Here is a 23,849-nt window from a genome sequence, read left to right as displayed (position 1 = left end):
AAATATTGTAGTTTGATTATTGGTCGAAATCAATTCTTTCATTCAGGAGGCACAGCATGAAAATTCTTGTCACCGGCGGAGCCGGTTTTATCGGCTCAAACATGGTCAATGTTCTGGAGCAGCAAGGCCACGACGTGGTCATCATCGATAATCTCTCGACGGGCAATATCAAAAACCTCAAAACGAATCTCCCGTCTACAAAATTCTATCTTCAGGATATCCGCAACCCAGAGATCAAAAAGTTGTTTGAGATCGAACGCCCCGAAATCGTCGTCCACTTCGCCGCACAGGCCTCGGTTATCGACTCGGTCAAAGACCCGATGCTGGACGAGGACATCAACCTGAAAGGCATTATCAATCTGATTCTGTCCAGCGTCGCAACCGGCGTGAAAAAATTCATCTTCATCTCCACCGGCGGAGCGATTTACGGCGATGCCGACCAAGTTCCCACCTCCGAGACCTATCTGCCCGACGCCGTCTCACCTTATGCGCTCACGAAAAAGACCTCCGAAAATTACCTCGCCGTGTTTCACAAGCTGTACTCGCTCAACTATACGGTATTGCGCCTCGCCAATGTCTACGGTCCCCGCCAAATGCCCAAAGGCGAGTGCGGTGTAGTTCCGATTTTCTTTGAAAAATGCATGAAAAACGAAGATGCCGCCCTGCTGACCTACCCCGACATGCCCGACGGCACCTATCGGGACTATGTTTATGTCGGCGACGTCTGCGCGGCAGTTTTAAAATGTATTGACCGCGGGGACTGCGATATTTTTAATATCGGCACCGGCGTTTCGCTCTCCATGCGGCAAATTTTCGAACAAATCAAGACCGTCGTCGGCTCAACCAATCAATTGATCACCAAAAACCCCCGCCTCGGAGACGTCCGCAAAAGCGCACTGGATTGCCGCAAGGCAAAACAAATCCTCGGCTGGCAGCCCCAAATCACCTTTTCCGAAGGTTTAGAACATACTTATCATCACTTGAAAGAAAACAAGTAGTGCCGAAAGTAGGGGTATTATGAGTAAAAAGGCAATTCTGTCCCTTTGCATCTTGATTTCCGGATTGGCTTTTTGCCTTCTCTTTGGCTGTTCCGGCCCGCCGGAAAGCAATTCTTCCCGGATTAACCAAACTTCCTCACCGATTTTCACAACCTCTCATTCTTTCTCGTTTCCGCCCGTCTCGTGGGGAAAATCCTCGTCTATACCTTCCGCCATTTCGGAACCCCTCCCTTCGGAGTTGTTGCTTAAGTTCGCGGTAACAGGTTTCAATTCGCATTCAATTCCGATCAGCCTATATTACTATTACCGCTCCGAAGGCAAACCGCCCGACGATTATATGACCAATTTCCAGAGCATTAATGCATGCTATGCCGCCATCGCTGCCGGCGCTATTGAGTATAAATACGATTCATCGCGTCAAAAGCGGTATTCATCCTTCTACGATCTGGCGTTCGTACCCTGGTCGGACGAACTCGCAAAATCCTACGAGACCGGCGAATTTACCTTCGGCAAAGTTCCCGTCGCCAAAGACGCGGTGATTTTTGTAACAAAGACCAAAGAGGAGAAGGAGCAGCCGCAGTTCAACCTGACGAGCGAACAGATTCACGCAGTTTTTTTCGAGGGTAAAACGGTCTATGTTAGCGACGGCGGCGTCGAAAGGTGGCTTGTGCCAATCGGAGGTTACTATCAGACCGAAATCCCGGAATTGATCGACAGCGATTACGAGGTCTTCCCCGACACAGTCATCAATGAATTTGACAATCCCGCTACCGTCGATGTAGGAGACGAAAACGTCGTCTTGATCTGGCCGGTTTATTACATTGTCGGGACCAGAGGGGGGATAGGCCTAAACGGCGTAATTGCTTCGATTGACGGAATCACCCCCGATATTGATAATATCCTCGACGGGACCTACGCTTACTCCCTTACCTACTATGCGATTTACGATTCAAGCAATGCCGAAGCCAAAGCGCTTGCCGAACTGCTCGGCAGCGACAAGGGGCAGGAAGAAATCCTAAATGACGCCGTGATCGCCAACCTGCGCGGCGAATCGGATTACCGTTAATTTTATTTTCAATCACACAAAACCCGGACGCCGTCTGATTTGCGGCGTCCGAATTTTCTCTCTTCTCAAGCGAAGCGTGCTGTTTTGTGTTATAATACTTTTATGATTTATGATTTATTTTTTCTGTGTGATATGTTAAAAATAAAAAACCATGATTCATTATTGGCGATTTTGATCTTTCCATTCCAAATCATCCTTAAAACTGAAAAACAGGAGGCAGAACATCATGGAGACGATTTCAATCGGAATTCAAAACCTGCTTGCTCCTTGTCATTGCGCATGCAAATACTGCTTGTTGCAATCGTGTAAAAAAGCCGATAACGGCATTGATTATAATAGAGGCAAAAAATTTGCAGAACGCTTCGTCTGTTGGGGAAAAGAAAAAGGTCTTCCCGACCTGCCGTATTATTTCATCGGCTACTGCGCCGAATATCCGGAGCTGTTTGACAACATCGCATTCAATCGTTCCGTCGGATTTATCGGGGCAAGTTTTTTGCAGTGCAACGGAATCCGAATCCGAAATGAAACCGAGACCGACGAATTCATCGGTAAGTTGAAAGCCGCCGGAATCACTACGATTGATACCACTTTTTTCGGTAATGAGGGATATCACGACCGATTCGCCGCCCGCACGGGTGATTATGAATTCATGCTGCGGCTCGCGAAAAGCGCGGAACGGCAGGGGATCACCTGTTCCCCTTCGGTCGTCGTCACCGAAGAAAACATCCCGATGCTGGACGGCCTCATCAGCACATTGGCACAAATCACCGATATGCGCAATATCCATGCCTTCCTGCCGGATTATCGGGGACGTGGATATTTGATGGAGGACACCCGACTGACCATAAAAAGCTATGAAAAGTTATCCGACAAAATAAAAAATAAAATCAATATCAGCCGATATAAAACAGAAAGCGAGTGGCTTTCCATGGACATACTTCCCGAATATACCAAACGAGCCCTCGTCATCACCCTGCGCAAAGATAATATTGAACAGTTCGAACAGATGTCCTGCGGTGAAATCATCAAATATATAGAAGATCTCGACGACGCGTATTACGGGGCGATTCCGCCGATCAATCAGCTCTCGAAGCTCTACGGTGACCCAAACAACACAAAACTCTATCGCCTGCGTGATCTGTTTTGGATGTGGCAGAAACAATATATCAAAGAAAATCATCTGTCTCTTTACGATGTGACCGACGAGAGATTGTGTAATACCGTCAGAAGCTAAATTAAAAAGCTGAACCTTTCGCCCTCTTTTTCCGTCTTTATTTACGGAATCGATTCCGATGATTCACGAAAGGAGGAGGGATATGGGCTTCGAAGACCTGCTCACCGGGTGCAAAAGCGCCTTGCAACGCTTCGTGTATTACAAACTGCCCGTGAAAGCCGACGCGGACGATGTGATACAGGAAATCTGTCTGCGTGCCTATCAAAAATTCGATACGCTGCGCGACAAATCCGTTTTCAAAGCGTGGATTTTGGGCATCGCCCGCAACGCCTGCAGCGATTATTTCCGCCAAAAAGCAAAGCAGCTCGAAATTCCGCTTGAAAGCGTATCCGAATCCGTCTTGGCACAAAGCCGCAGCGGATTGCGGGAAATCTCTGCGGTGCGCGAGACCCTTGACGCACTCGGCGACAAGGATAAGCAGATTTTATATCTGTATTATTTCCGCGAACTGCCGCAGGCTGATATTGCAAAGCGCCTCGGCGTTCCCGTCGGCACGGTTAAAAGCCGTTTGCATACTGCAAGGGCAAATTTCAAAGAGCATTATCCGTTTCCTCCGAAAGAAGCCAAAGGAGCAAAAGCTATGTTAAATTTCCCCGATATTTTACCCGAATATAAAATTGCGAAATCAAATAAAACACCCTTCTCCGTCCGCTGGGAGGAAAACCTGGGTATGTTCATCGTCCCGCGCGTCGGCGAAAAAATCAACTGGGCGATGTACGACTTCCCCGCCCGTAACCTGACCGGTCTCGACGAAGTTGAAGCGGTCTCAAAAGCCGTCGTCCATGGCGTAGAGGGGGTCGAAATCACCTCGGTCTGGCACGACCCGAACGCAAAAAATTCCGACCGCACCGAGCACTCCTACGTCATTCAAATGACCGATACCCACATCAGCTATCTGGCAGAGCGCTATCTCAAAAACGGCGTTCGCCATTACCTCACCTTCCTCGATGGCGACGAATTTCTCGACGAATGGGGCATGGGCAAGGACAATTGCGGAAAAGAAATCAATATCGCGCCCAAAGGTCTAATTCAAAGAGACGGTAACACCGTCACCTGTGAACACCCGAATGAAGCCCTTGATGTCGTCGGGCGCTATACGCTGACCCTCGCTGAAAAAGTTTATGACACCATCTGCGTCATGTTTCTCGATGATGGCGTTGCCACCGAACAGTTCCTCGACCCAAACGGGCGCACCATCCTGTGGCGCCGTTTCAACCGCGACGACTGGGCGCTTGAACGCTACAAGCAGCGCTGGACGGAAAGATTTCCGGAAAACGAACGCCTTACCATCAACGGCCGAACCTTCGTCCACTGGTACGACTGCATCACCGATTATATTCTGTAAGGAAAACGGGCGGCAAAACCGCCCGTCTTTGCGAGGAAAAGCGCGGGGCGAAAACCGCGCGTGACGAAAGCAATTCAGAAACGAAGCGTCCGATTACCCCGCGATCATCCTAATCCCCGTCCAGCCGTTATCCGACCGCCGGGTCTCGATGACAAATCCGTGTGCTTCTGCGGCTTTGACGACATCGTCGGCATATCGGTCAATAATGCCGCTGGTGATAAAAATACCGCCCCTTTTGATCAGTTTTTTCACAGTCGGCAGAATCGCGATAATCACGTCGGCCACGATATTGGCGGTAATGATGTCAAACCCATTTCCAAACGAATCATCCGCACCACCCTGCTTGACCTCGAACCGGTCGCCCAATCCGTTCAGTTCAATATTAGAACGGCTCATTTTCACCGCCACGGGATCAATATCGAACGCACGGGCTTCTTTTGCACCCGCCAGCAGCGCGCCGATGGACAAAATCCCGCTGCCGGTGCCGATGTCGAGAAACCGCTCGCCGCCTTTGACGCTCTCGCCGACCATCTCGAGACACAGCCGTGTGCTCTCGTGCGTGCCGGTTCCAAAGGCCATTCCCGGGTCGAGGGTCAGCACAATCTCGCCGTCTTTTGGTTCGTATTCCTCCCAACACGGGACGACTTTGAACTTTCCCGCCGTAACCGCGTGGTAATACTTTTTCCAGGCCTCGCTCCAGTCGTCCTCGACGATTTCGCGCTCGCCAAAATCAAAGCCGACGCCCACATCGGAAAGGAGCGTTTTCAAGCGCTCCTTTTTCTCCTCAACGTCCACATCGGCATTGAAATAAATATGGATCACCGCGTGCTCGCGGTCTTTTTTCAGCAATTCCTCGTCGATCAATTTCATACCGGTGATTTGAAAGCACCCTTGTTCAAGATCGGAATAATCCTCGACATAGATCCCGCTGTCGGCCACTGCGACGGCGATATCCTGCGCGGTCTCAAGGTCTTTTTGTTCCACGGTCACGGTGATCTCTGAAAGCTGCATTTTCATAATCCTTTCATATAAAGGCTGTCATTCTGAGGCAAGTAAACCGACGTTTTTGCGACGGTTTACGAAGACGAAGAATCTTGGACTGTAGAAGTTCTGCCCTTCTAAAGAAGTTCTGTCATTCTGAGCGAAACAAACTGACGTTTACCGTTGGTGAGCAGGAAGAATCTCGAACAGATTATAGCCTTCGGATAACGAGATCCTTCGGCTGCGCGCCGTAAACGGCGCTCCGCTCAGGATGACACTTATCTCCACTTTTTCTTCTTTTCGGTGGCTGCAGCACCGGTGTCAAACTGACGCAGCAGTTCCTGCTGCTGCGAAGTCAGCTTGGTCGGCACCTCAATTTTGACCTTGATGTACAGCGAACCCTTGCCGCGTCCGTGCACATCTGGAATTCCCTTATCCTTGACCCGGAATGTGTGCCCGAATTGGGTGCCCGACGGAACCTTTAATGCGATTTTCCCGTCAAGTGTCGGTACCATAATTTCCGCGCCGAGTGCCGCCTGTGCGAATGTGATGGTCAGTTCCTCCCAGAGGTCGTTGCCGTCGCGCTCGAAAATCGGATGCGGACGCACCGAAACCACGATCAACAGATCACCCGCCGGACCGCCGTTTGCACCCGAATTGCCCTGTCCGCGCACCGTGACCACCGAGCCGTTGTCAACACCGGCAGGAATATCCACCGAGATTTTGTGCGAGCGCCGCACCCTGCCCTGACCGTTACACTTGGTACAGGGTTTTTCGATAGTTTTCCCGGTTCCGTTGCACGACGGGCAGACCTTAGCGGTTTGAACAACGCCGAACGGGGTCTGTTGGGTGACACGCACCTGACCTCTGCCGCCGCATTGGTCGCAGGTTTTGGGCGTTGTGCCCGGTGCCGCACCCGTGCCGCCGCATTGGTCGCAGTCCTCTACACGGGAAAAATCGACGGTTTTCTTACAACCGGTTGCAGATTCCTCAAATGACAGCATCACATGAGCCTCGATATCGCTTCCGCGCATCGGACCGTTCTGTGTCCTACGGCTTCCACCGCCGCTGAATCCGCCGAATCCGCCGAAAAAGCTCTCGAAGATATCGCCGAGGTCACCGTTAAATCCGCCCGCACCACCGGTAAACGGATTATACCCGCCCTGTCCCGCGCCGTAATTGGGATCGACGCCCGCATGCCCGTATTGGTCATAGCGCGCGCGTTTATCCTTGTCGGACAGCACCTCGTAGGCCTCGTTGATCTCCTTAAACTTCGACTCTGCGGTCTTGTCGCCGGGGTTCAGGTCGGGGTGATATTTTTTAGCGGCCTGTCGGTAGGCCTTTTTTATGTCCTCATCGGACGCGCCCTTCTGCACGCCGAGAACCTCGTAAAAATCCCGTTTGTCAGCCATGTTACGCTCCGTTGCTCATGATACGCCGCAGACCTTACGGTCTGCGGCGCTCTATTTTATGAATTTTCTCTACTTTTTGTCCTCGTCTGTGACGTCTTTATAATTGGCGTCGTCGACCGTTCCGCCGCCCTGCGGGCCCTGATCGGGTGCAGCGCCTTGCTGCTCCTGCTGGGCCTTTGCTGCCTCCTGATAGATGCGGGTCGAGACCTCGTAGAACTTCTTCTGAAGCTCTTCGGTGTCCGCCTTGATCTTATCGTTGTCGGTGCCTTTGAGGGTTTCTTTCAGCGCTTCGAGTTTCTCTTCCAGCGCCTTCTTTTCATCTTCGGTCAGCTTGTCGCCGAGTTCCTTAATGGTGTTCTCGGTCTGATAGACCGCCTGCTCACCGGCATTCTTGATGTCGATGGCCTCACGGCGCTTTTTGTCCTCTTCCGCGAACATCTCGGCATCCTTGACGGCCTTGTCGATGTCGTCCTTGGACATGTTGGTCGAAGACGTGATGGTCACTTGCTGCTGTTTTCCGGTGCCGAGGTCTTTTGCCGAGACGTTGACAATGCCGTTGGCGTCGATGTCGAAGGTGACTTCAATCTGCGGTACGCCTCTCGGAGCCGGTGCGATGCCGTCGAGATGGAAACGACCCATGCTCTTGTTGTCGGCCGCCATCGGACGTTCGCCCTGTAAAACGTTGACTTCAACCGAGGTCTGACCGTCGGCTGCTGTCGAGAAGATCTGGCTGCGCTTGACCGGAATGGTCGTGTTGCGCTCAATCAACGGCGTGCAGACGCCGCCCATGGTCTCGATGCCCAACGTCAGCGGGGTTACGTCGAGCAGCACCATGCCCTTAACGTCTCCGGTCATAACACCGGCTTGAATCGCTGCGCCGACCGCCACGCACTCGTCGGGATTGATTCCCTTAAACGGGTCGGTGCCCATGTAGGATTTAACCAGATCGATGACCGCCGGAATACGGGTGGAGCCGCCGACCAAAAGCACCTTATGGATATCGGAGGGCTTCAGACCCGCGTCGGTGAGCGCTTGTTTCATCGGGCCCATCGTCTTGTCGACGAGGTCTCCGGTCAGTTCGTTGAATTTCGCTCTGGTGAGCGTCAGATCGAGGTGTTTCGGACCGGTCGCATCCGCCGTAATAAACGGCAGATTGATGTTGGAGGTAGTCAGGCCGGAGAGCTCGATCTTGGCCTTTTCGGCAGCTTCCTTGAGCCGCTGCATAGCCATCTTGTCGCCGGACAGGTCGATGCCGCTGTCGCGTTTGAATTCGGCGACCATCCAGTTCATCACGCGCTCGTCGAAGTCGTCGCCACCCAGACGGTTGTTGCCCGCCGTGGCCAGAACTTCCTGAACGCCGTCGCCCATTTCGATGATCGAGACGTCGAAGGTGCCGCCGCCAAGGTCATAAACCATGATCTTCTGGTCGTTTTCCTTGTCAATACCGTAGGCCAGCGCCGCCGCCGTCGGCTCGTTGATAATGCGTTTGACCTCAAGACCGGCAATTCTGCCTGCATCCTTGGTGGCCTGACGCTGTGCGTCGGTGAAGTAGGCCGGAACGGTGATGACCGCTTCGGTTACCTTGCCGCCCAAGTAAGCTTCCGCATCGGTCTTGAGTTTGGTCAGGATCATCGCGGAGATCTCCTGCGGGGTATATTTTTTGCCGTCGATGTTTACGGTAAAATCGCTGCCCATCTGGCGTTTAATTGAGCTGATGGTGCGGTCCGGATTCGAAATGGCCTGCCGTTTGGCGACCTGACCGACCATACGTTCGCCGGTCTTGGAGAAGGCGACGACCGACGGGGTCGTGCGTGCGCCTTCGGCGTTGGCGATGACGACGGATTCTCCGCCCTCCATAACCGCCACGCAGGAATTGGTGGTACCAAGGTCAATGCCGATAACTTTTGACATAATTGTTTCCTCCCATGTAAGTGAAATAAAAGTTTTTATTGATTGGTGACTGCGACCTGCGTGTGACGAATCACACGGTCGCCGATTTTATAGCCCTTTGCCAGCACGCAGCCCACACAGCCCTCGGGCAGTTCGGGATTCTGCGTCTGCATCACGGCATTATGGAGATTGGGGTCCAGCGGATCGCCGACATTGGTCTCGATCTCGCCGACGCCGAGCGTGGAAAGCGCGTCGGAGAACTGTTTCAGCGTCATCTCGACGCCTTTTTGAATCTGTTCGGCGTCTCCGCCGGCCTCAACGGCCCGTTCGAGGTTGTCTAACACCGGAATCATCTTACCGATCGTCAGTGCGGTCACCTCGGCAAAAATCGCGTCTTTTTCACGTGCCGTCCGCTTTTTGTAGTTGTCGAATTCCGCCGCTGTTCTCAACAGCTGATTCTTGGCCTCTGCCAACTCGGCGTTTAGTTTGTCAATCTCGGCCTGCTTCGAGGATTTTTTAAAATGTTTCGGGGTTTCCTCCTCGACGTTTTCCTCGGGTGTGACCTTCTCTTCATCCATCGGTTGTGTCTCCTCCGTTCTCTTGGTCTCGCAGGAGCTTTTCGACGCTGTGCGTGAAATATTCCAGCTCCGCAATCATATTTTTGTAATCGATCCTTATCGGAGCGATGATACCGAGTTTTGCGGGCGATTCGGGATCGCCGTATTGGGAAGTAAGTAACGCCGAGCCGAACAGCTGCGGCAGGGGAATTTCGGAACCGATTGCAACCCCGATGCCGGGGCTTTTGTTCCGGAGCAGCTGTTCCAAAATCCGATGGTTGGCCAGCATGTGCAGCAGACCGCGCAGTTGTCCCGTGTCATAGTCGGACAGTGCAAAGAGGTTTTGTTCGCCCGCCAGGTTGATTTCGGGCGCGCCGAGTGTCTCGATTGTCTCAGCCAGCGCGTCGGTAAAACCGGTCAGTTCAAACAGGTATTCACCCTCACGCATCCCCAGCGTCTGAATCGCCGCAGCGTTCAGGTCTCCCACGGCCATGCCCGCAAAGGTCACGGACGCGGCCTGTACAAACCGCTCGACCGCCGCTTCGGACGGACGCTTTCTGCACCGTACCGGGCAGTTGGCAGCCCTGCCGTTTTCGGTGACTGTGATCACCGTAAAAATCTGATCGGAAATCGGAATCACGCGCACACAGGCGATCTTGTCTGCGGCCCGTTCTCTGGCGGAAAGTGTCGGAAGCCCAACCAGTTCAGACAACGCCTTTCCGGCGTTTTTTGCCGGATTGCTGTCGGCGGCGAGTTCTTTGACGGCCTCATCGATGCGCTTTTTACGCGCCGGAACCGAACGCCTCGCCGTGATGCCGTCGACGTAGATGCGGTAGGCCTTCACGGTCGGAACCCTGCCCGCAGAAGTATGCGGTTGTTCGAGAAATCCCATCTCGGTGAGCGCCGCCATATCATTTCGAATCGTAGCGGAAGAGACGGTGTTGCCGAAAATCTCGGCAATCGCCTTGGAGCCGACCGGCTCGCCGGTATTGATATATTCATCGACAATCGCCATCAGAATCGAGAGTTTTCTGTCCATTCGTCTTCCGCTCCTTTCGTTAGCACTTATTTCTCACGAGTGCTAAACCTCATATAATTTACCACCGCACCGTTTGGTTGTCAAGGGGAGTGTAGTTCATAAGAAACTTTCCTCCCGCCGTTTACCGGCGAGACGCTTCTCATGCTTTAAACACCAACTTCCCCTCCTCACATCCACACTTTACGGTGTCGCCGGGTTTGAATTCCCCTGACAGAATCCCCTCTGCCACCCGATCCTCCACTTCGCTTTGAATCACACGCCGGATGGGACGCGCGCCATAGATCGGGTCGAATCCCGCGTTTGCGATATACTCGATCGCCCCGTCGGAAAATTCGAGTTTGATGCCGTTTTGTTCGGTGCGTTGGCACAGGTTTTTCAGCATCAGCCGGGCGATGTCGCAGATCTGCGGTTCGGTCAGCCGATCAAAGACAATAATGTCGTCAACGCGGTTTAAAAATTCGGGACGGAACGCCCGTTTCAACTCCTCCATAACCGCCTGTTTAAGGTCAACCCGCTCGTCGCTCTGGGTAAACCCGAGCGAACGCTGCTTCTCGACCAGCCGGGATGCGCCGACGTTGGAGGTCATGATGATAACGGTATTGCGAAAATCGACCTTGCGCCCCTGCGAATCGGTCAGAAAGCCGTCCTCAAGCACCTGGAGCAGGATATTAAACACATCCGGGTGGGCCTTTTCGATCTCGTCGAACAGCACCACGCTGTAAGGTTTGCGCCGGATCTTCTCGGTCAGCTGTCCGCCTTCCTCAAACCCGACGTAGCCGGGCGGAGAACCGATCATCTTCGAGACCGTGTGCTTCTCCATATATTCCGACATATCCAGCCGAATCATCGCACGCTCATCGCCGAACAGCGATTGGGCCAACGCCTTGCACAGTTCCGTCTTGCCCACGCCGGTCGGGCCTAAGAAGATGAATGAGCCGATCGGACGGTTGGGGTCTTTTAATCCGCTCCGTCCTCTGCGGACTGCTTTTGCCACGGCGGTCACCGCGGCCTCCTGCCCGACAATCCTCTCATGCAAACGGCTCTCCAGATTGATCAGCCGCTGCCCCTCCTCTTTGGTCAGTTCGGACACCGGAACACCGGTCCAGCTGGACACGATGCCTGCAATGTCTTCCCGGTCGACCGAGAGGCGGGTTTCGGCCCGTTCGCGTTCCCAGTCGCCGCGTTTTTGATCGAGCTCGGCCTGCAGTTTTTTCTCATCGTCGCGCAATTTGGCGGCATTTTCAAAATCCTGCTGTTTGACGGCGTTTTTCTTGTCCTCATCGAGCATTTCAAGTTGTTTTTGAATCTCTTTGAGCTCGGGTGGTTCTTTTAAACCCGCCAGCCGCACTTTGGAGGCGGCCTCGTCGATCAGATCGATGGCCTTATCGGGCAGAAACCGGTCGGCCACATAACGCGCCGAGAGTTTGACGGCGGAATCGAGTGCCCCGTCGGTGATTTTAACCTTGTGGTGCGCCTCATAACGGTTACGCAGCCCTTTTAAAATTTCAATCGCGTCTTTAACCGAGGGTTCGCCGACTGTTACGGGCTGAAAGCGACGTTCAAGCGCCGCGTCCTTTTCGATGTGCTTGCGGTATTCCGCCAGCGTTGTCGCACCGATGACCTGTAACTCGCCTCTTGACAGCGCCGGTTTGAGGATGTTGGCCGCGTCGACCGACCCTTCGGCCGCGCCCGCGCCGATAATCGTGTGCAGTTCGTCGATAAAGAGGATGACATTGCCCTCTTTTTTGATCTCCTCCATGGCCTTTTTCAGCCGCTCTTCAAAATCACCGCGATACCGCGTCCCGGCGACCATCGCGCCCATATCCAGCGAAAAGATCCGTTTATTTTTCAGTTGATCCGGCAGCACGCCCTCGATGATCTTCTGAGCCAGCCCCTCTACCACGGCGGTTTTGCCGACGCCCGGTTCACCCACCAGACAGGGGTTGTTCTTGGTACGGCGGGACAGAATTTGAATAATCCGCTGTACTTCCTGTTCGCGCCCGATCACGGGGTCGAGTTTTCCCTCTTTGGCCGCCGCCGTCAGATCGCGTCCGAACTGTGCCAGCATCGGGGTCTTTCCGGTCGGTTTGTTTGCGGGTTGTTCTCCGGAAGCGGGTGCTTCCTCCCCAATGGAATACTGCTCCTGCACGGGTGTATTGCCGCTTTGCGCCAGCGCATTCACAATGGATTGCGGATCAATATTGAGTTTTTTCAAAATCGAGATCGCCATATTATCGCGTTCCGCGCACATCGCCAGCAGCAGATATTCGGGCACCACATAGTTACTTCCGGAATTGCGGGCGATGGTCATAGCCGTCTCGACGATAAATTTACTGCGCGGAGTCAAATCGGCGGGACTGAGGTTGGTGGGCATGCCACGGCCAACTGCAGATCCGATGATCTCGCCGACGTTTTCAGCCGTGACGCCGTTTTCACCGAGCAATTGTCCGGCATAACCGCTCTCGGGGTTGGCCAATGCCGCCAGCAGATGTTCGCTGCCCACATAGGTATGCCCCATCTGCATGGCCAGATCAATGGCCGCGCTCATGACCTCATTCGCTTTATTGTTAAATCCGCCGAAGACGTACATTCAAAATTCACCTTGCCCAATTTATTTATCGTTCATTATGTTCCGTACCGTCTCTGCACGCAGTGCGTCCCGCTCGCCCGGCGAGAGCTTTTTTCCGCTCTGTGCCATCAGGGTTGCCGGACCGGTCAACGCGATCAGCTTGCCGGGTGTGCCGGGGTCGATTTTCTCACCTTTGAACACGCCGCAGGCCACACCGAGCCGCAGATTCGAGGCCAGATCGATGGTCTCGTCGCCCGAGAGCAGACGCGCTGTACGCAAAACGCCCAGCGATCGCCAGATTTTATCCTGCACTTCTGGCTGCGCAATCAGACGCTTCCGCTCTTCCTCTTCGGTCGAGATGATCTGTTTGACCACGGTCGAAAGGTTGTCGATCGCATTCTTTTCGGAGATGCCCAGCGTGATCTGGTTGGAGATCTGAAAGAATCCGCCCTTGATCTCCGAACCCTCACCGTAGGCCCCGCGCACCGTAAACCCGAGGCGCGAAACCGTCTCCGCCAGCCGTCCGATTGAACCGAACGCCAGCATTGCCGGCAGATGGAGCATGACCGAGGCCCGCAGGCCGGTGCCGAGATTGGTCGGACATTCGGTCAGATAACCGAGCCGCTTGTCATAGGCGAATCCGAGCTGTTTATCGAGCAGATCGTCGATCTCGTTGGCCATCTTGTAAGCGTTTTCAAGCTGTAAACCGGAGGCCAGTACCTGAATCCGGACGTGGTCCTCCTCGTTGACCATAATCGCAACCGAGTGGTCTTTGGACAAAATCAGGAATCCGCCCGCGCCCGCTGCCGCAAATTCGGGGCTGACCAGCCGCCGTTCGGCCAGCGAATACGCGGCCTCCTCGTTGAGTTTTCCCATATCGACCACATCAAATTCATCGGCCCGCTCACCGAACGCCGCCTTGAACCCCGTAATTACTTTTTCGGCGATCTCTGTTTTCTGTTTGACGTCCAGCAGCCGCGGAAACGGCGTGTCGCACAAATTCCGTGCCAGCCGGATGCGGGTTGAAATCGCAACGGGCTCATTTGCACCCGCCTCGTTATACCATTTCTCTTTCATATCTAATCATTCCTTTCGCCGGCCGGCGAGTCGCCGTTGACAAACGCGTCGAAGAATCTGCGTTGCGTTTGCTTCATAGCGCGCGCTTCCGACCTTGGTGATTCACTGTAGGGGCGAACTTTGTTCGCCCGCTTTTTATGGTTCATCCCGGTAGGGGCGAACTTTGTTCGCCCGCCACGCATAGATATATGGGCTTTTATAAATAGTTATAAAATTATCCCTGTTCCAGCGCTTTGATCTCGTCGCGCAAGGCCGCGGCCCGCTCGTATTCCTGAACCTCGACCGCTTTTGAAAGCTGTGCTTTCAATTCGGTAATTTTCTCTTCTTTTGTGGGCTCCGGTATCGGAGCCTGTTCGGGCGCGGGTGCCGGTTCGGGTGACCCCTGCTCTGTTTTTTCAGTCGCGGGTTCTTTCACAGTTCCGACTTTTCCGACATGCCCGGTCTTGCCGTGGATTTTCTGAAGCGTCGGCAGCAGCTGCGGGTAAAATTCCGCATAGCAACTGGGACATCCTGCTTTTCCGGTGCGGGTGAAGTCGGCGAATGTACTGCCGCAGACCGAGCATTTGGCGGTCGTTCCGCTGCCGACAAAATCCGAAAAGATGCCGCCGAGCATGCTGCCGAAGACGCTGCCCACCGCGCCGATGCCCTTTTTGGTCGCGCATTCGGCACACAGGTGCTGCACCGTCACATGACCGTTGATATTTTTGGTGATGGTCGTATTGGCCTCGTTGTTTTTGCAATTCTCGCAAAGCATAAAACTCACTCCTTGTTGCCTATCTTGATAAATAACTGTTTGGCAATCGACGCGCGCAAAGCATCGCGCTGCTGGGGGTCTGCGGGTTTGAGGGCGTTGTCGCTGCAGGCCGCCAGAATCAGTTCGGCTTCCTGCCGTGTGATCACACCGTTAAATCCCAGCGACTGCAAAATCGCGCATAAACTCTGCATATCCACCGCGTCGGCCAGCGAATTCACAATATGCATCAACATCAGGTTTTTTTCCGAATTGACCCGCGTGATGCGAATATAACCGCCACCGCCCCGCCTGCTCAAAACCATATATCCGTTTTCGGGCGTAAAGCGGGAGGCGATGACGTAGTTGATCTGACTCGGAACGCAGCCGATGAGCGCGGCTAAATTATTGCGCTGAATTTCGGTCTCACCGTCGGATTTCTCCAGCAGATCGAAAATCTGTTTTGCGATCCTGTCGGACAGAGTCATTTTTAGTCATCCTTTCCCTGGTCAGGTTTGTCTTTGACTTACCTTGACCTTTGTTGATATTATACCTTCTTTGACCTTTGTTTTTCAAGGTCAGAAAAGGTCAATTAATCCTGCGCGAACACGTTGGTTCGTATCCGCGTAGGATCGCGCTGCCATTCCTGACTTTATCTTCTTTTTTCTCTGTTTTGGAAATTATATCTTTTGTGTGTCTGACGTTATGCGCAATGGTGCGCAGTTCGCGCCCTCCGTCAAAGGTCAAATATCCAGCCATTTTTGAAAATCCCCGCACAATTCACGGGCAATTTCGGTGTTCACTGCTTCCGTTATGATTTTAATGGTTTTCCCGTCTGCGGAGGGACGCACGGTAATCCAACCGGCGCTGGTCGGCATCGCCACCCCGCGCTCGGTGCGAACCCCGCCGTCCCGGGCCAGCAGCTTGCCTAAAATTTGCGCGCTGCTGCCATCAATGGGGGCTTCTTCGGAATAAACGGCAACCTCGGGCAGCGACTCGGCGATCTGCATTAATGTTTTGTCGTTGCCGGTGCAGGAGAGCGCATAGAGCAGCGCGCTCACGCCGTCGCATGACCACACACAAGTCTCTCGGCAGGCAGTCTGCCGATAAACCCGCTTGCCGAAACGCTCTCCGATTTTTTCAAGCACACGCGGCGCACCGTGTGTCACCACGACGTCCGCGCCCTTTTGAAAATCATAGGCCGCACAGACGGCGATCACCTGTTCGTTTTTCAAGATAATCTCCCCGCCGCGGCTGATGTTGGTTTCGGAGCCGTCCACCGTGAAATTAAACGATGATTCACTGCCGCTCTTGCCGCCCAATTGCATAAAAATCTTGGCGGCGGCCTCGGCGACGACCGAGTTCTTACAAAAAAAGCTGCCAGCAAAATCAATGCTCTGACGGGGCAGGGAAGAAATCAGCCGGTTCTCCCACAGTGCCGAAACGCCTGATAAAATCTCCGGCAGCCGCACGATTCCGCCTTTGGTCGGGGCCGCATTGCGCGTAATCAACGCTTCGATTTGTTTTTGCAAGGCGTTCGGAATCGATGCGCCGATGAACCGGATGCCCTGCCCGTAACCGCCGATCAAAACCCCCATCGCCGCGCCGCTCTCGGCAACGGCAAAAGAAAGCTGCCCGGTAAACATTACCCCCGTGTCATAGACCTGCCCGCCCTCGGCCAAAATACCGGCTGTCAGCGCCTGTTTGTGAATATAAGAGGCGTTCAGCCCATCGTCGGCCACGCAGATCGGACGATCGCCGCAGGTTACCGCCAATGACTGGCCGAGCCGCAGGCAAAATTGAGGCGTAATCACGGTTCCCAGCCGTCCGGTGATCACATTATCGCCCACTCTCGGCAGCTGCGGGGCGATTTTTTCGGGCGCTTCAACCATAATCGCCTCATCCGGCACAACCTCAAACTCCTGTAAAACCACGCCCTCGCCCAATACCGCATCGTCGCCGAGAAGCGAACGCGGCCCGATCACCGAGCCGCCGGCCGCCGTCGCTCCTCTGCCGATGCCGCCGCCGTCGCAGACCACACAGCCGCGCGACAACGAATTCTCGCCGATCACGGCCCCGTCCATCAATACGCAGCCGGAGGTTCGCGCATGGGTTCCGATGATCACCCCGTCACCGATAATCGAATTCTCACCGATCACCGCGCCGTCGCCGATCCGAACCCCTTTCCCGATATAACACGGCGCATCGATTGAAAAATTCCCTTTGGGTTTGCCGTCGGCATACACACACCCGCCGATGCGTTCGCCCTCGATTTCACAGGAGACCTTCCCACTGATCAGATCGCGCTGCGCCCCGATAAAGGCCGTAATATCTCCGATGTCGCGCCAATACCCGTCGCTTCGGTAGGCGTACAGCGAATTGCTTGTCACCAGCGGCGGAAATACGTCGCGGGCAAAATCCGAAGGTACGCCCTCCTTGATGTTTTTGCAGCATAATCCGGATAAAATATAAATACCGGTGTTGGCCATGTCGGTAAATGCCTCGCTCCACCCCGGTTTTTCCAAAAATCCGCGCACCTGTCCGTCGGCGCCGATATCGGCAAGGCCGTATTCACGCGGATCGTTGACCCGCCGCGTGATAATCGTGGCATCGGCGCCTTTTTCCCGGTGATAAGCGAGCGCCGCGGTCAGATTGATGTCACACAGCGCGTCGCCGCTGATCACGATAAAATCTTCATCGATATCGCCGACCGCGCTTTTCACCCCTCCGGCGGTGCCGAGGGGTGTCTTTTCAACGATAAAATTGAGTTTAATTCCCGCAAAGGTTCCGTTTTTAAAGTGTTCGATGATCTTTTCGGACTTGTACCCGAGCGTCAGCCAGGCCTCGTTCACCCCGTGTTTTTCGAGCAGTTTGAGGATGTATTCCAGCACCGGTTTTCCGCAGAGTTTGAGCATCGGCTTGGGCATATCCGCCGTCAACGGTCTGAGTCGTCTGCCTTCGCCGCCCGCCATGATAACCGCTTTCATAAAACAAACCTCCTGTGTTTTCGGTAGTATTTCCGAAACACGGGAGGTTTATGAAATGTTGTACATCCGATTATGCGTTAAAACGGAGATCGCTTATCCCAGCGTAAAAATCACCGTTCCGCCTGCGTTTTCAACGAGGTTCTTTCCGTCCATTTTAAAGTTTTCGTTATCGGGACTGACGGTAATTTTCGAAAGATTCTCACATCCCTCAAACGCGGTCGGATCAATCGTCTTCATACTCGGTGTGATATTGACGCTCTTCAGGTTTTTACAACCCGAAAAACAACTTGCGCTGAACTGATAGACGTTATCGGGAAACTCCAGCGATGTGAACGCACAGCCGGCGAAGGCATAAGAACCGATGAACTCCAATTCCGAGGAAAAGGTGATTTCTTTCAACGCCGTACAGCCGTTAAAACAGTCTTTTAAAACCGCCAGAGGATAACCGCCTGTCAGCGTTACGCTCTCAAGCGCCGTGCAGCCCTGGAACGTAGCCGTTGCCAGCATCACCACATCGCCGCCGATGGTTACCTTTTTGAGTGCGGTACAGCCGGCAAAAGAGCTCGCACCGAGACCTGTCACGCCATCCGCAACCACGAGTTCATTGATATCGGTGTTATTCTGATAGGTGAAGCTCTCCACTTCAGATACATAGTCAGGCACGGTCAGCCGTACAAACCGGTCGGTGTTGATGCGGTTGACCGAAGTGATCTCACCGTCGGTATAGGTAATCTTATAACCCGCTTCAATATAGAGGATTTCGCTTTCAAACGTCAGTTCACAGGTATAAACCGTGTTGTTCTGATCATCTTTTTCAGATTTGTCGGTTTTGACAGCAGTCAGTTCCAGTGCCTGAGCATACATATCTTTCTCAATGGCTCTGATCGATTCGGGCATCATGTTGTCATAATATCCGGCGGCTTTTAAGTCTTTTTGCAATTGCTCAAGCTCGGGACCTTTCACGGCACAGCCGGAGAGCACAAAGCCCGTACACAAGAGCAAACCGGTCAACAGAAGGGAGATGAATTTTTTCATGTTTTTTATTTACCGTTCACAAGTCTGTCCATCACCGCATTGAAGAGATTCTTGTCACTCTCACTGCCGGTATAGGATCGGAAAGTCACACGATAGACGATATCGTCGTCCAGCATGAAGTATTGATACAGATAAACCGTCGCGCTGTTCTCAGTGATTTCGCGCACGATGCATTTCCCGCGCATATTGGAAAGACCCACGTCGGCAGTTGAGGAGATCGTCCCGTTTTCGGTGTCGTTTTCACCCGGAACATCGGGCAATTCCTGCGTATCCGACAACATTACCGGTGCAAGCACTTCGCAGACGACCCGGCCTGCGGTATCGGTAAAGGTGGTTGTATCTTCCGCAGCGGTCCATTCGGGCGGCATCCACAGCGAAAACCGGACGGCGATCGGATCGCTCAACGACTTATATTTTACCCAGTCAGTCGTCGATTTGGCGTTCAATTCGAAAGTTCTGGCCACAAAATCGTCCCCGATTTCGGAAGTGGTTTGAGACGGTGTCGTAATCGACGGCACCGAAGATACCGGAACCGACAATTCGGACGGCGTGCTCTCCACCGTTTGGCAGGAGCAACCTGCGGCGACGGCCAATGTCAGAACAAGCACCATGGCCAAAATCAATGTCTTTTTCATGTTGTTTTCATCCCTTCCTCTTTTTATACAGATACAGCATTGAATCCGTCAATTCCTGCACCAAACTGCCGCATCCGTATCCTTGTTCCGTGCGATTCGTTCCCTGAAAAGCGCGCAACACCCTGTTTGGATTTCTCCAAACTCTGCTCTTTTTCCCTTTCCCGTCTACAAAACCAATTCTATCTTTATGAACGGCCTCGGAGCTCAGCCAACGCTTTATAATCTCTCTCAAGCGACCGGTAAAGCCGTTGATACAGCTCATAAAATGAGCGGTATTTCGATGTGTTTTCCGGATTGGGCAAAATTGAAGCGCAGTCGTGCACCGCCGCCTCACAAGCCTCCGGAACCGAATTATATACGCCGCTTCCGACGCCCGCAAGCAGAGCCACGCCCAACGCGGGTCCCTCGTCGGTAGCCAAAGTACGCAGTTCGCAGTCAAAGCAGTCTGCGATAATCTGTTTCCACAGTGCGGACTTGGCGCCGCCGCCTGCCACCCGGACAAAGTCGACTCTCACGCCGAGTTCGCGGATAATCGACAGCGAATCACACAGTGAAAACGCCACCCCCTCCAATACCGCACGAATCATCTCGGTCCGCCCGTGCGCCGCCGAAAGCCCGAAAAACACGCCCCGGCAGTCGGGATCGCGGTGCGGTGTCCGCTCGCCCATCAGATAGGGCAAATAAATCAAACCGTCTGCACCCACAGGCACTTTTTCCGCCATCTTGTCCATCAAGTAATACGGGTCAACTTTCATCAACCCCGCTGTTGCGCTGACATCTTCGAAGAAATTGTCACGCAGCCATTTCAACGAAAGCCCGGAGGCCTGTGCCACGCCCATGACGTGCCAGGTGTCGGGAATCGCATGGCAGAGTGTGTGAATCCGCCCTTTCGGATCAATCAGGGGCTTGTCCGCAACCGCGAATACCACGCCCGAAGACCCGAGCGCGCAGCTCGCTGCCCCGCTCTTTACGATGCCGCTTCCGATGGCCCCGGCAGCTTGGTCTCCGCTGCCGCCCGCCACCGGTGTCCCGGCGGCAAGCCCGGTCCGTTCAGCCGCTTTTTTGCACACTTTTCCGCTGATTTCAATAGATTCGAAGACCTTTGGCAGCTTCTTTTCATCGATTTCCAACGCCTTGAGCATCTTCTCGCTCCATCTGCGTTTTGGCACGTCGAGCAGCTGCATTCCGCCGGCGTCGCTGACCTCGGTGGCGAATTCGCCGGTCAGCATATATCGGATATAATCCTTTGGCAGCATGATCTTGGCGGTTTTCGCCCAGACCTGCGGTTCATTTTCTTTCACCCATAAAATTTTTGCCGCCGTAAAACCGGTCAAAGCCGGATTCGCGGTAATCTCGATCAGTCCTTTTTCACCGATCAGCTCGTTCAATTTTTCCGCCTGTGCACCGGTTCTTTGGTCACACCAGATAATGCTGCGGCGCAAAACTCGATCTTCTTGATCCAACAACACCAGCCCGTGCATCTGTCCCGAGAGTCCGATGCCGTCGATTTCCTTCGGATCAATACCCGAAACGACCTTTTTGGCGGTCTCGCAGACAGCATCCCACCAGTCTGCAGGCTCTTGTTCAGCCCAGCCGTTTTTCGGCTGATAGAGCGGATATTCGGCACTTGCGCTTGACACAGGTTTGCCACTGTGATCAAACAACACGGTTTTTGTAGCCGATGTTCCGATGTCAATTCCGAGCAAATACATGCGATCTCTCCCTGTTATAACTGTCTTTCGGCTGTTTTCGCTGTCCGGGCAAAAATATCGCTGAAAATACTGTGTTCAATTATACAATATTTCAATGATGAATGCAAATGCACATCTTGGTATTCATAATAGCTGTTTCAAATTATCCGCGTTTCCGCATCATTATATAATATATTATACTAAGCTTGTATGATGTTTTCATGTCGTTTTATTCGGAGACAAATCTAAACTTGTCAAACAAAGACGAAAGAGCCCGGTGAAAACCGGGCTCTTTTGTTCGAAACTTTAAAGCGTCAGATCTGATGCAAACAAACGCAACGCATCAGAGATCAATTAAAACGATCAGGTGTAGGACTGATAGTCGTTAACCCAACCCCATTGCTCGTTGGCTTCCTGAAGAATCTTGTCACCGCCAACGGCAGACATGCTCTTCTTGTAGGTTGCAAAGAGTTTATCGACGGAGATGTTGGTCTTGATAAATCCGTCATAGATAAAGGACATCTGGTAGGAAAGTATCTCGCCGGAGTGCTTCACATAGGTGGAGGAATAATTCTGCACCGCTTTGTAAGCCTCGGGCAATACTATGACACGGCCTGCAGCGATTGCCGCCTGCGTCATTGCGGAGTTGTAAGCGATTGTGGCCTTTTGTCTCTCCAGAGCGGCGGTTTTATTGGAACCTTCGCTGAAGATGATATAATCCTTCGCGGGATAAAGATCGGTCTCAACGACTGAAGCGAGGTTGGCGTTGAGATAGTAAACTTTATTGGCTTCGTCGAAGTACTTGCGGGTAAAAGTACCGTCGGATTCTTTGACGATTGCGATATCGAGCAGATTCCAGTAGCACTCAATCCAGCAGTCCTCGGAAGAGAACATCAGGTCGACGAAGAAGTTGACTGTCTCTGCCGGCTGCGGTGTACCCACCATCAGGCAGAAACCGCCGCCGCCTGCGCTTGATCTGGCCGTATTTGCCCACAGCGCTTTGTCTTTCAGACCGACCAGCTGGGTGTCAACCCAAGTGTTTTCATTCATTTTAATCCACTCGGTGTAACCGTCGCCGATGTCATCTGCTCTGCTTGTTCCGTATTGCGCCATCAACAATGTGTTGACGGTATACATTCCCTGGTCTCTGAATCTCGCCTGATACAAGCAGAAGGAACCGACTCTGGCAGTTGCCAACTGGTTGCGCATATCCGAGAAACCGCTGTCAAACGTAGATTTGGGTGTATAACCATTGGCATAGAAGTAACGGATAAATTCGATTGCCTGTCTGGCGCCGTCTCTCAGAAGAGCGTCTTCGAAGCAGTTGGTATCGGGGTTATAAGTATAACCATAGGAAGAGTTCGGGTCGAAAACCCAGGTGTCAAACGCCGCAAAAATATTGTAGGTGGAATAAAGGTCTCCGCCGAAAAGGATCGGAATAATACCTTCAACACCTAATTCGTCGCTTCTGTTACCGAACGCGGTGATAATATCTTTGAATGTGCTGACGTCGAGTGTGTAACCGACATCTTCAAAGCCCAGTGTATGCAGCCAGTCGTTGCGGATACCCTGTGTCCACATGCCCATTTGTGTGCCGCTCAAACCTGCGTTCCAACCGTTCGGAACTGCCCAGATCTGATTGCCGATTTTAAAATTCTCACGGGCTTCTTTCGGCAGCATGTTCCAGGTCGCGTTGTTCTTGAGGTATTCATCCAGCGGATAGCAAGCGCCTTCGTTGTACCAGTCGAACATATAGGACCAACCGTAGTTATAGACCATGCCGATCAGCTGACCCGAGGCCAAACGAGCTGAATAAACAGAGTGAATTTCGGTTTTGGTGATACAATCTTCGTGAATCTTAACGCCGTAGCGCGCACTGAGTGTATCGTCCCACAATGCTTTTTGCTCCAAATTCTCAGAGGAATCGCCGAAATGCATCTCCTGAACGATTGTGAGCGATTCGGGGAGGTTCGGATAATCCGGGTTGGAACCGATCTGGGAGATGGCAGGAGTCGTGGTGGTCGAGGAAGCAACAGAGGTCTCTTCCGAAGACGGAGCAACGGAAGTCTCTTCCGACGACAGAATAACAGAGGTCTCTTCCGAAGACGGAGCAACGGAAACTTCTTCCGAAGACGGAGCAACCGAGGTCTCAACCGACGACGGAACGGTGGACTCAACCGACGAAGTTGTGGATTCTACCGACGGTGCGGTAGATTCCGGCGTCGAAGTTGTGGATGTCGTGCCGCTGCATGCTGCGAACATGGTGATTACCATGACGAGCGCAAGAAGGACGACAATGGCCTTTTTCTTCATGCGAAAATCTCCTTTTTTTATTTGAGGTTTTACCCCATTGAAAGGCATTTTATCATATTCTTTATGTCTTGTTAATATAATTTTTTCATGTTCTTACATCTATCCTATTTTTGAAATTGAGTACAACGAATTTTGTGCAAATTTTAATAATATTATTTGTTTTTTTGTGCATTTTGTTTTAATTAAATGTAACCCAATGTTATATTTATAACCTTTTTCTGTCAGCAAACGACACAAAAGAGCCCGGTGAAAACCGGGCTCTTTTGTTTGAAACTTGAAAGCGTCAGGTC

19 protein-coding genes are annotated in these 23,849 nt (G+C 52.8%); 4 read left to right on the top strand and 15 right to left on the bottom strand.

What is annotated here, in order from left to right; all coding sequences use genetic code 11:
• Positions 1-56: 56 nt before the first annotated feature.
• The 4 genes from PK629_10530 (at position 57) to PK629_10515 (ending at position 4,643) form a co-directional block, all read left to right on the top strand.
• Positions 57-998 carry a GDP-mannose 4,6-dehydratase gene (locus tag PK629_10530; GenBank protein HOP11915.1) on the top strand — a complete coding sequence of 314 codons (942 nt, stop codon included), beginning with the start codon at positions 57-59 and terminating at the stop codon, positions 996-998.
• Positions 999-1,239: 241 nt separating this feature from the next.
• On the top strand, positions 1,240-2,064 hold the full coding sequence (locus PK629_10525; GenBank protein ID HOP11914.1) for a hypothetical protein: 825 nt from the start codon (positions 1,240-1,242) through the stop codon (positions 2,062-2,064).
• Positions 2,065-2,290: 226 nt separating this feature from the next.
• Positions 2,291-3,298: a hypothetical protein gene (locus tag PK629_10520; protein ID HOP11913.1), complete on the top strand. Its 1,008-nt coding sequence runs from the start codon at positions 2,291-2,293 to the stop codon at positions 3,296-3,298.
• A gap of 82 nt (positions 3,299-3,380) precedes the next feature.
• A complete protein-coding gene (locus PK629_10515; GenBank protein ID HOP11912.1) occupies positions 3,381-4,643 on the top strand; it encodes an RNA polymerase sigma factor in 1,263 nt (420 codons plus the stop codon).
• A gap of 93 nt (positions 4,644-4,736) precedes the next feature.
• Here PK629_10515 and prmA read toward each other — a convergent pair whose 3' ends face one another.
• The 15 genes from prmA to PK629_10440 all read right to left on the bottom strand — a co-directional run.
• Complete coding sequence (prmA, locus tag PK629_10510; GenBank protein ID HOP11911.1) at positions 4,737-5,654, bottom strand: 50S ribosomal protein L11 methyltransferase; 918 nt, start codon at positions 5,652-5,654, stop codon at positions 4,737-4,739.
• 248 nt (positions 5,655-5,902) lie between these two features.
• Entirely contained in the window at positions 5,903-7,036 is a 1,134-nt protein-coding gene (gene dnaJ / locus PK629_10505; GenBank protein ID HOP11910.1) for a molecular chaperone DnaJ, read from the bottom strand.
• A gap of 69 nt (positions 7,037-7,105) precedes the next feature.
• A complete protein-coding gene (gene dnaK / locus PK629_10500; GenBank protein ID HOP11909.1) occupies positions 7,106-8,947 on the bottom strand; it encodes a molecular chaperone DnaK in 1,842 nt (613 codons plus the stop codon).
• A 35-nt stretch (positions 8,948-8,982) separates the two neighbouring features.
• Positions 8,983-9,504 (bottom strand): nucleotide exchange factor GrpE, encoded by a 522-nt coding sequence (gene grpE / locus PK629_10495; GenBank protein ID HOP11908.1) that lies wholly within the window; start codon positions 9,502-9,504, stop codon positions 8,983-8,985.
• Positions 9,497-10,522, bottom strand: a complete 1,026-nt coding sequence (gene hrcA, locus PK629_10490) for a heat-inducible transcriptional repressor HrcA (protein HOP11907.1) — start codon at positions 10,520-10,522, stop codon at positions 9,497-9,499. The genes grpE and hrcA overlap by 8 nt, the downstream gene beginning before the upstream one ends.
• A gap of 139 nt (positions 10,523-10,661) precedes the next feature.
• A complete protein-coding gene (locus PK629_10485; protein HOP11906.1) occupies positions 10,662-13,112 on the bottom strand; it encodes an ATP-dependent Clp protease ATP-binding subunit in 2,451 nt (816 codons plus the stop codon).
• Positions 13,113-13,133: 21 nt separating this feature from the next.
• Entirely contained in the window at positions 13,134-14,168 is a 1,035-nt protein-coding gene (locus PK629_10480; GenBank protein ID HOP11905.1) for a protein arginine kinase, read from the bottom strand.
• Between the two features lie 214 nt (positions 14,169-14,382).
• Positions 14,383-14,922 carry a UvrB/UvrC motif-containing protein gene (locus tag PK629_10475; protein HOP11904.1) on the bottom strand — a complete coding sequence of 180 codons (540 nt, stop codon included), beginning with the start codon at positions 14,920-14,922 and terminating at the stop codon, positions 14,383-14,385.
• A gap of 5 nt (positions 14,923-14,927) precedes the next feature.
• On the bottom strand, positions 14,928-15,386 hold the full coding sequence (locus tag PK629_10470; GenBank protein ID HOP11903.1) for a CtsR family transcriptional regulator: 459 nt from the start codon (positions 15,384-15,386) through the stop codon (positions 14,928-14,930).
• A 255-nt stretch (positions 15,387-15,641) separates the two neighbouring features.
• Positions 15,642-17,885, bottom strand: a complete 2,244-nt coding sequence (locus PK629_10465) for a sugar phosphate nucleotidyltransferase (protein HOP11902.1) — start codon at positions 17,883-17,885, stop codon at positions 15,642-15,644.
• 93 nt (positions 17,886-17,978) lie between these two features.
• On the bottom strand, positions 17,979-18,920 hold the full coding sequence (locus PK629_10460; GenBank protein HOP11901.1) for a leucine-rich repeat domain-containing protein: 942 nt from the start codon (positions 18,918-18,920) through the stop codon (positions 17,979-17,981).
• 5 nt (positions 18,921-18,925) lie between these two features.
• On the bottom strand, positions 18,926-19,555 hold the full coding sequence (locus PK629_10455; GenBank protein HOP11900.1) for a hypothetical protein: 630 nt from the start codon (positions 19,553-19,555) through the stop codon (positions 18,926-18,928).
• 185 nt (positions 19,556-19,740) lie between these two features.
• On the bottom strand, positions 19,741-21,267 hold the full coding sequence (gene xylB / locus PK629_10450; GenBank protein HOP11899.1) for a xylulokinase: 1,527 nt from the start codon (positions 21,265-21,267) through the stop codon (positions 19,741-19,743).
• Between the two features lie 342 nt (positions 21,268-21,609).
• On the bottom strand, positions 21,610-23,559 hold the full coding sequence (locus PK629_10445) for a hypothetical protein (protein ID HOP11898.1): 1,950 nt from the start codon (positions 23,557-23,559) through the stop codon (positions 21,610-21,612).
• A gap of 99 nt (positions 23,560-23,658) precedes the next feature.
• On the bottom strand, positions 23,659-23,849 hold a 191-nt coding region (locus PK629_10440), incomplete at its 5' end, for a hypothetical protein (GenBank protein HOP11897.1).

This window comes from Oscillospiraceae bacterium (assembly GCA_035380125.1).
Taxonomy (GTDB): domain Bacteria; phylum Bacillota; class Clostridia; order Oscillospirales; family JAKOTC01; genus DAOPZJ01.
The sequence above is the reverse complement of the archived record's forward strand: the minus strand, read 5'-3'. Positions and strand labels throughout refer to the sequence as shown.

Excerpts from the sequence above, each read along its gene's own strand:
- PK629_10520 (HOP11913.1), top strand. The coding sequence starts at position 2,291 with ATGGAGACGATTTCAATCGGAATTCAAAACCTGCTTGCTCCTTGTCAT.
- hrcA (HOP11907.1), bottom strand. The coding sequence starts at position 10,522 with ATGGACAGAAAACTCTCGATTCTGATGGCGATTGTCGATGAATATATC.
- PK629_10485 (HOP11906.1), bottom strand. The coding sequence starts at position 13,112 with ATGTACGTCTTCGGCGGATTTAACAATAAAGCGAATGAGGTCATGAGC.
- dnaK (HOP11909.1), bottom strand. The coding sequence starts at position 8,947 with ATGTCAAAAGTTATCGGCATTGACCTTGGTACCACCAATTCCTGCGTG.
- PK629_10445 (HOP11898.1), bottom strand. The coding sequence starts at position 23,559 with ATGAAGAAAAAGGCCATTGTCGTCCTTCTTGCGCTCGTCATGGTAATC.
- PK629_10460 (HOP11901.1), bottom strand. The coding sequence starts at position 18,920 with ATGAAAAAATTCATCTCCCTTCTGTTGACCGGTTTGCTCTTGTGTACG.
- PK629_10470 (HOP11903.1), bottom strand. The coding sequence starts at position 15,386 with ATGACTCTGTCCGACAGGATCGCAAAACAGATTTTCGATCTGCTGGAG.
- prmA (HOP11911.1), bottom strand. The coding sequence starts at position 5,654 with ATGCAGCTTTCAGAGATCACCGTGACCGTGGAACAAAAAGACCTTGAG.
- xylB (HOP11899.1), bottom strand. The coding sequence starts at position 21,267 with ATGTATTTGCTCGGAATTGACATCGGAACATCGGCTACAAAAACCGTG.
- PK629_10480 (HOP11905.1), bottom strand. The coding sequence starts at position 14,168 with ATGAAAGAGAAATGGTATAACGAGGCGGGTGCAAATGAGCCCGTTGCG.
- PK629_10455 (HOP11900.1), bottom strand. The coding sequence starts at position 19,555 with ATGAAAAAGACATTGATTTTGGCCATGGTGCTTGTTCTGACATTGGCC.
- grpE (HOP11908.1), bottom strand. The coding sequence starts at position 9,504 with ATGGATGAAGAGAAGGTCACACCCGAGGAAAACGTCGAGGAGGAAACC.
- PK629_10530 (HOP11915.1), top strand. The coding sequence starts at position 57 with ATGAAAATTCTTGTCACCGGCGGAGCCGGTTTTATCGGCTCAAACATG.
- dnaJ (HOP11910.1), bottom strand. The coding sequence starts at position 7,036 with ATGGCTGACAAACGGGATTTTTACGAGGTTCTCGGCGTGCAGAAGGGC.
- PK629_10465 (HOP11902.1), bottom strand. The coding sequence starts at position 17,885 with ATGAAAGCGGTTATCATGGCGGGCGGCGAAGGCAGACGACTCAGACCG.
- PK629_10515 (HOP11912.1), top strand. The coding sequence starts at position 3,381 with ATGGGCTTCGAAGACCTGCTCACCGGGTGCAAAAGCGCCTTGCAACGC.
- PK629_10475 (HOP11904.1), bottom strand. The coding sequence starts at position 14,922 with ATGCTTTGCGAGAATTGCAAAAACAACGAGGCCAATACGACCATCACC.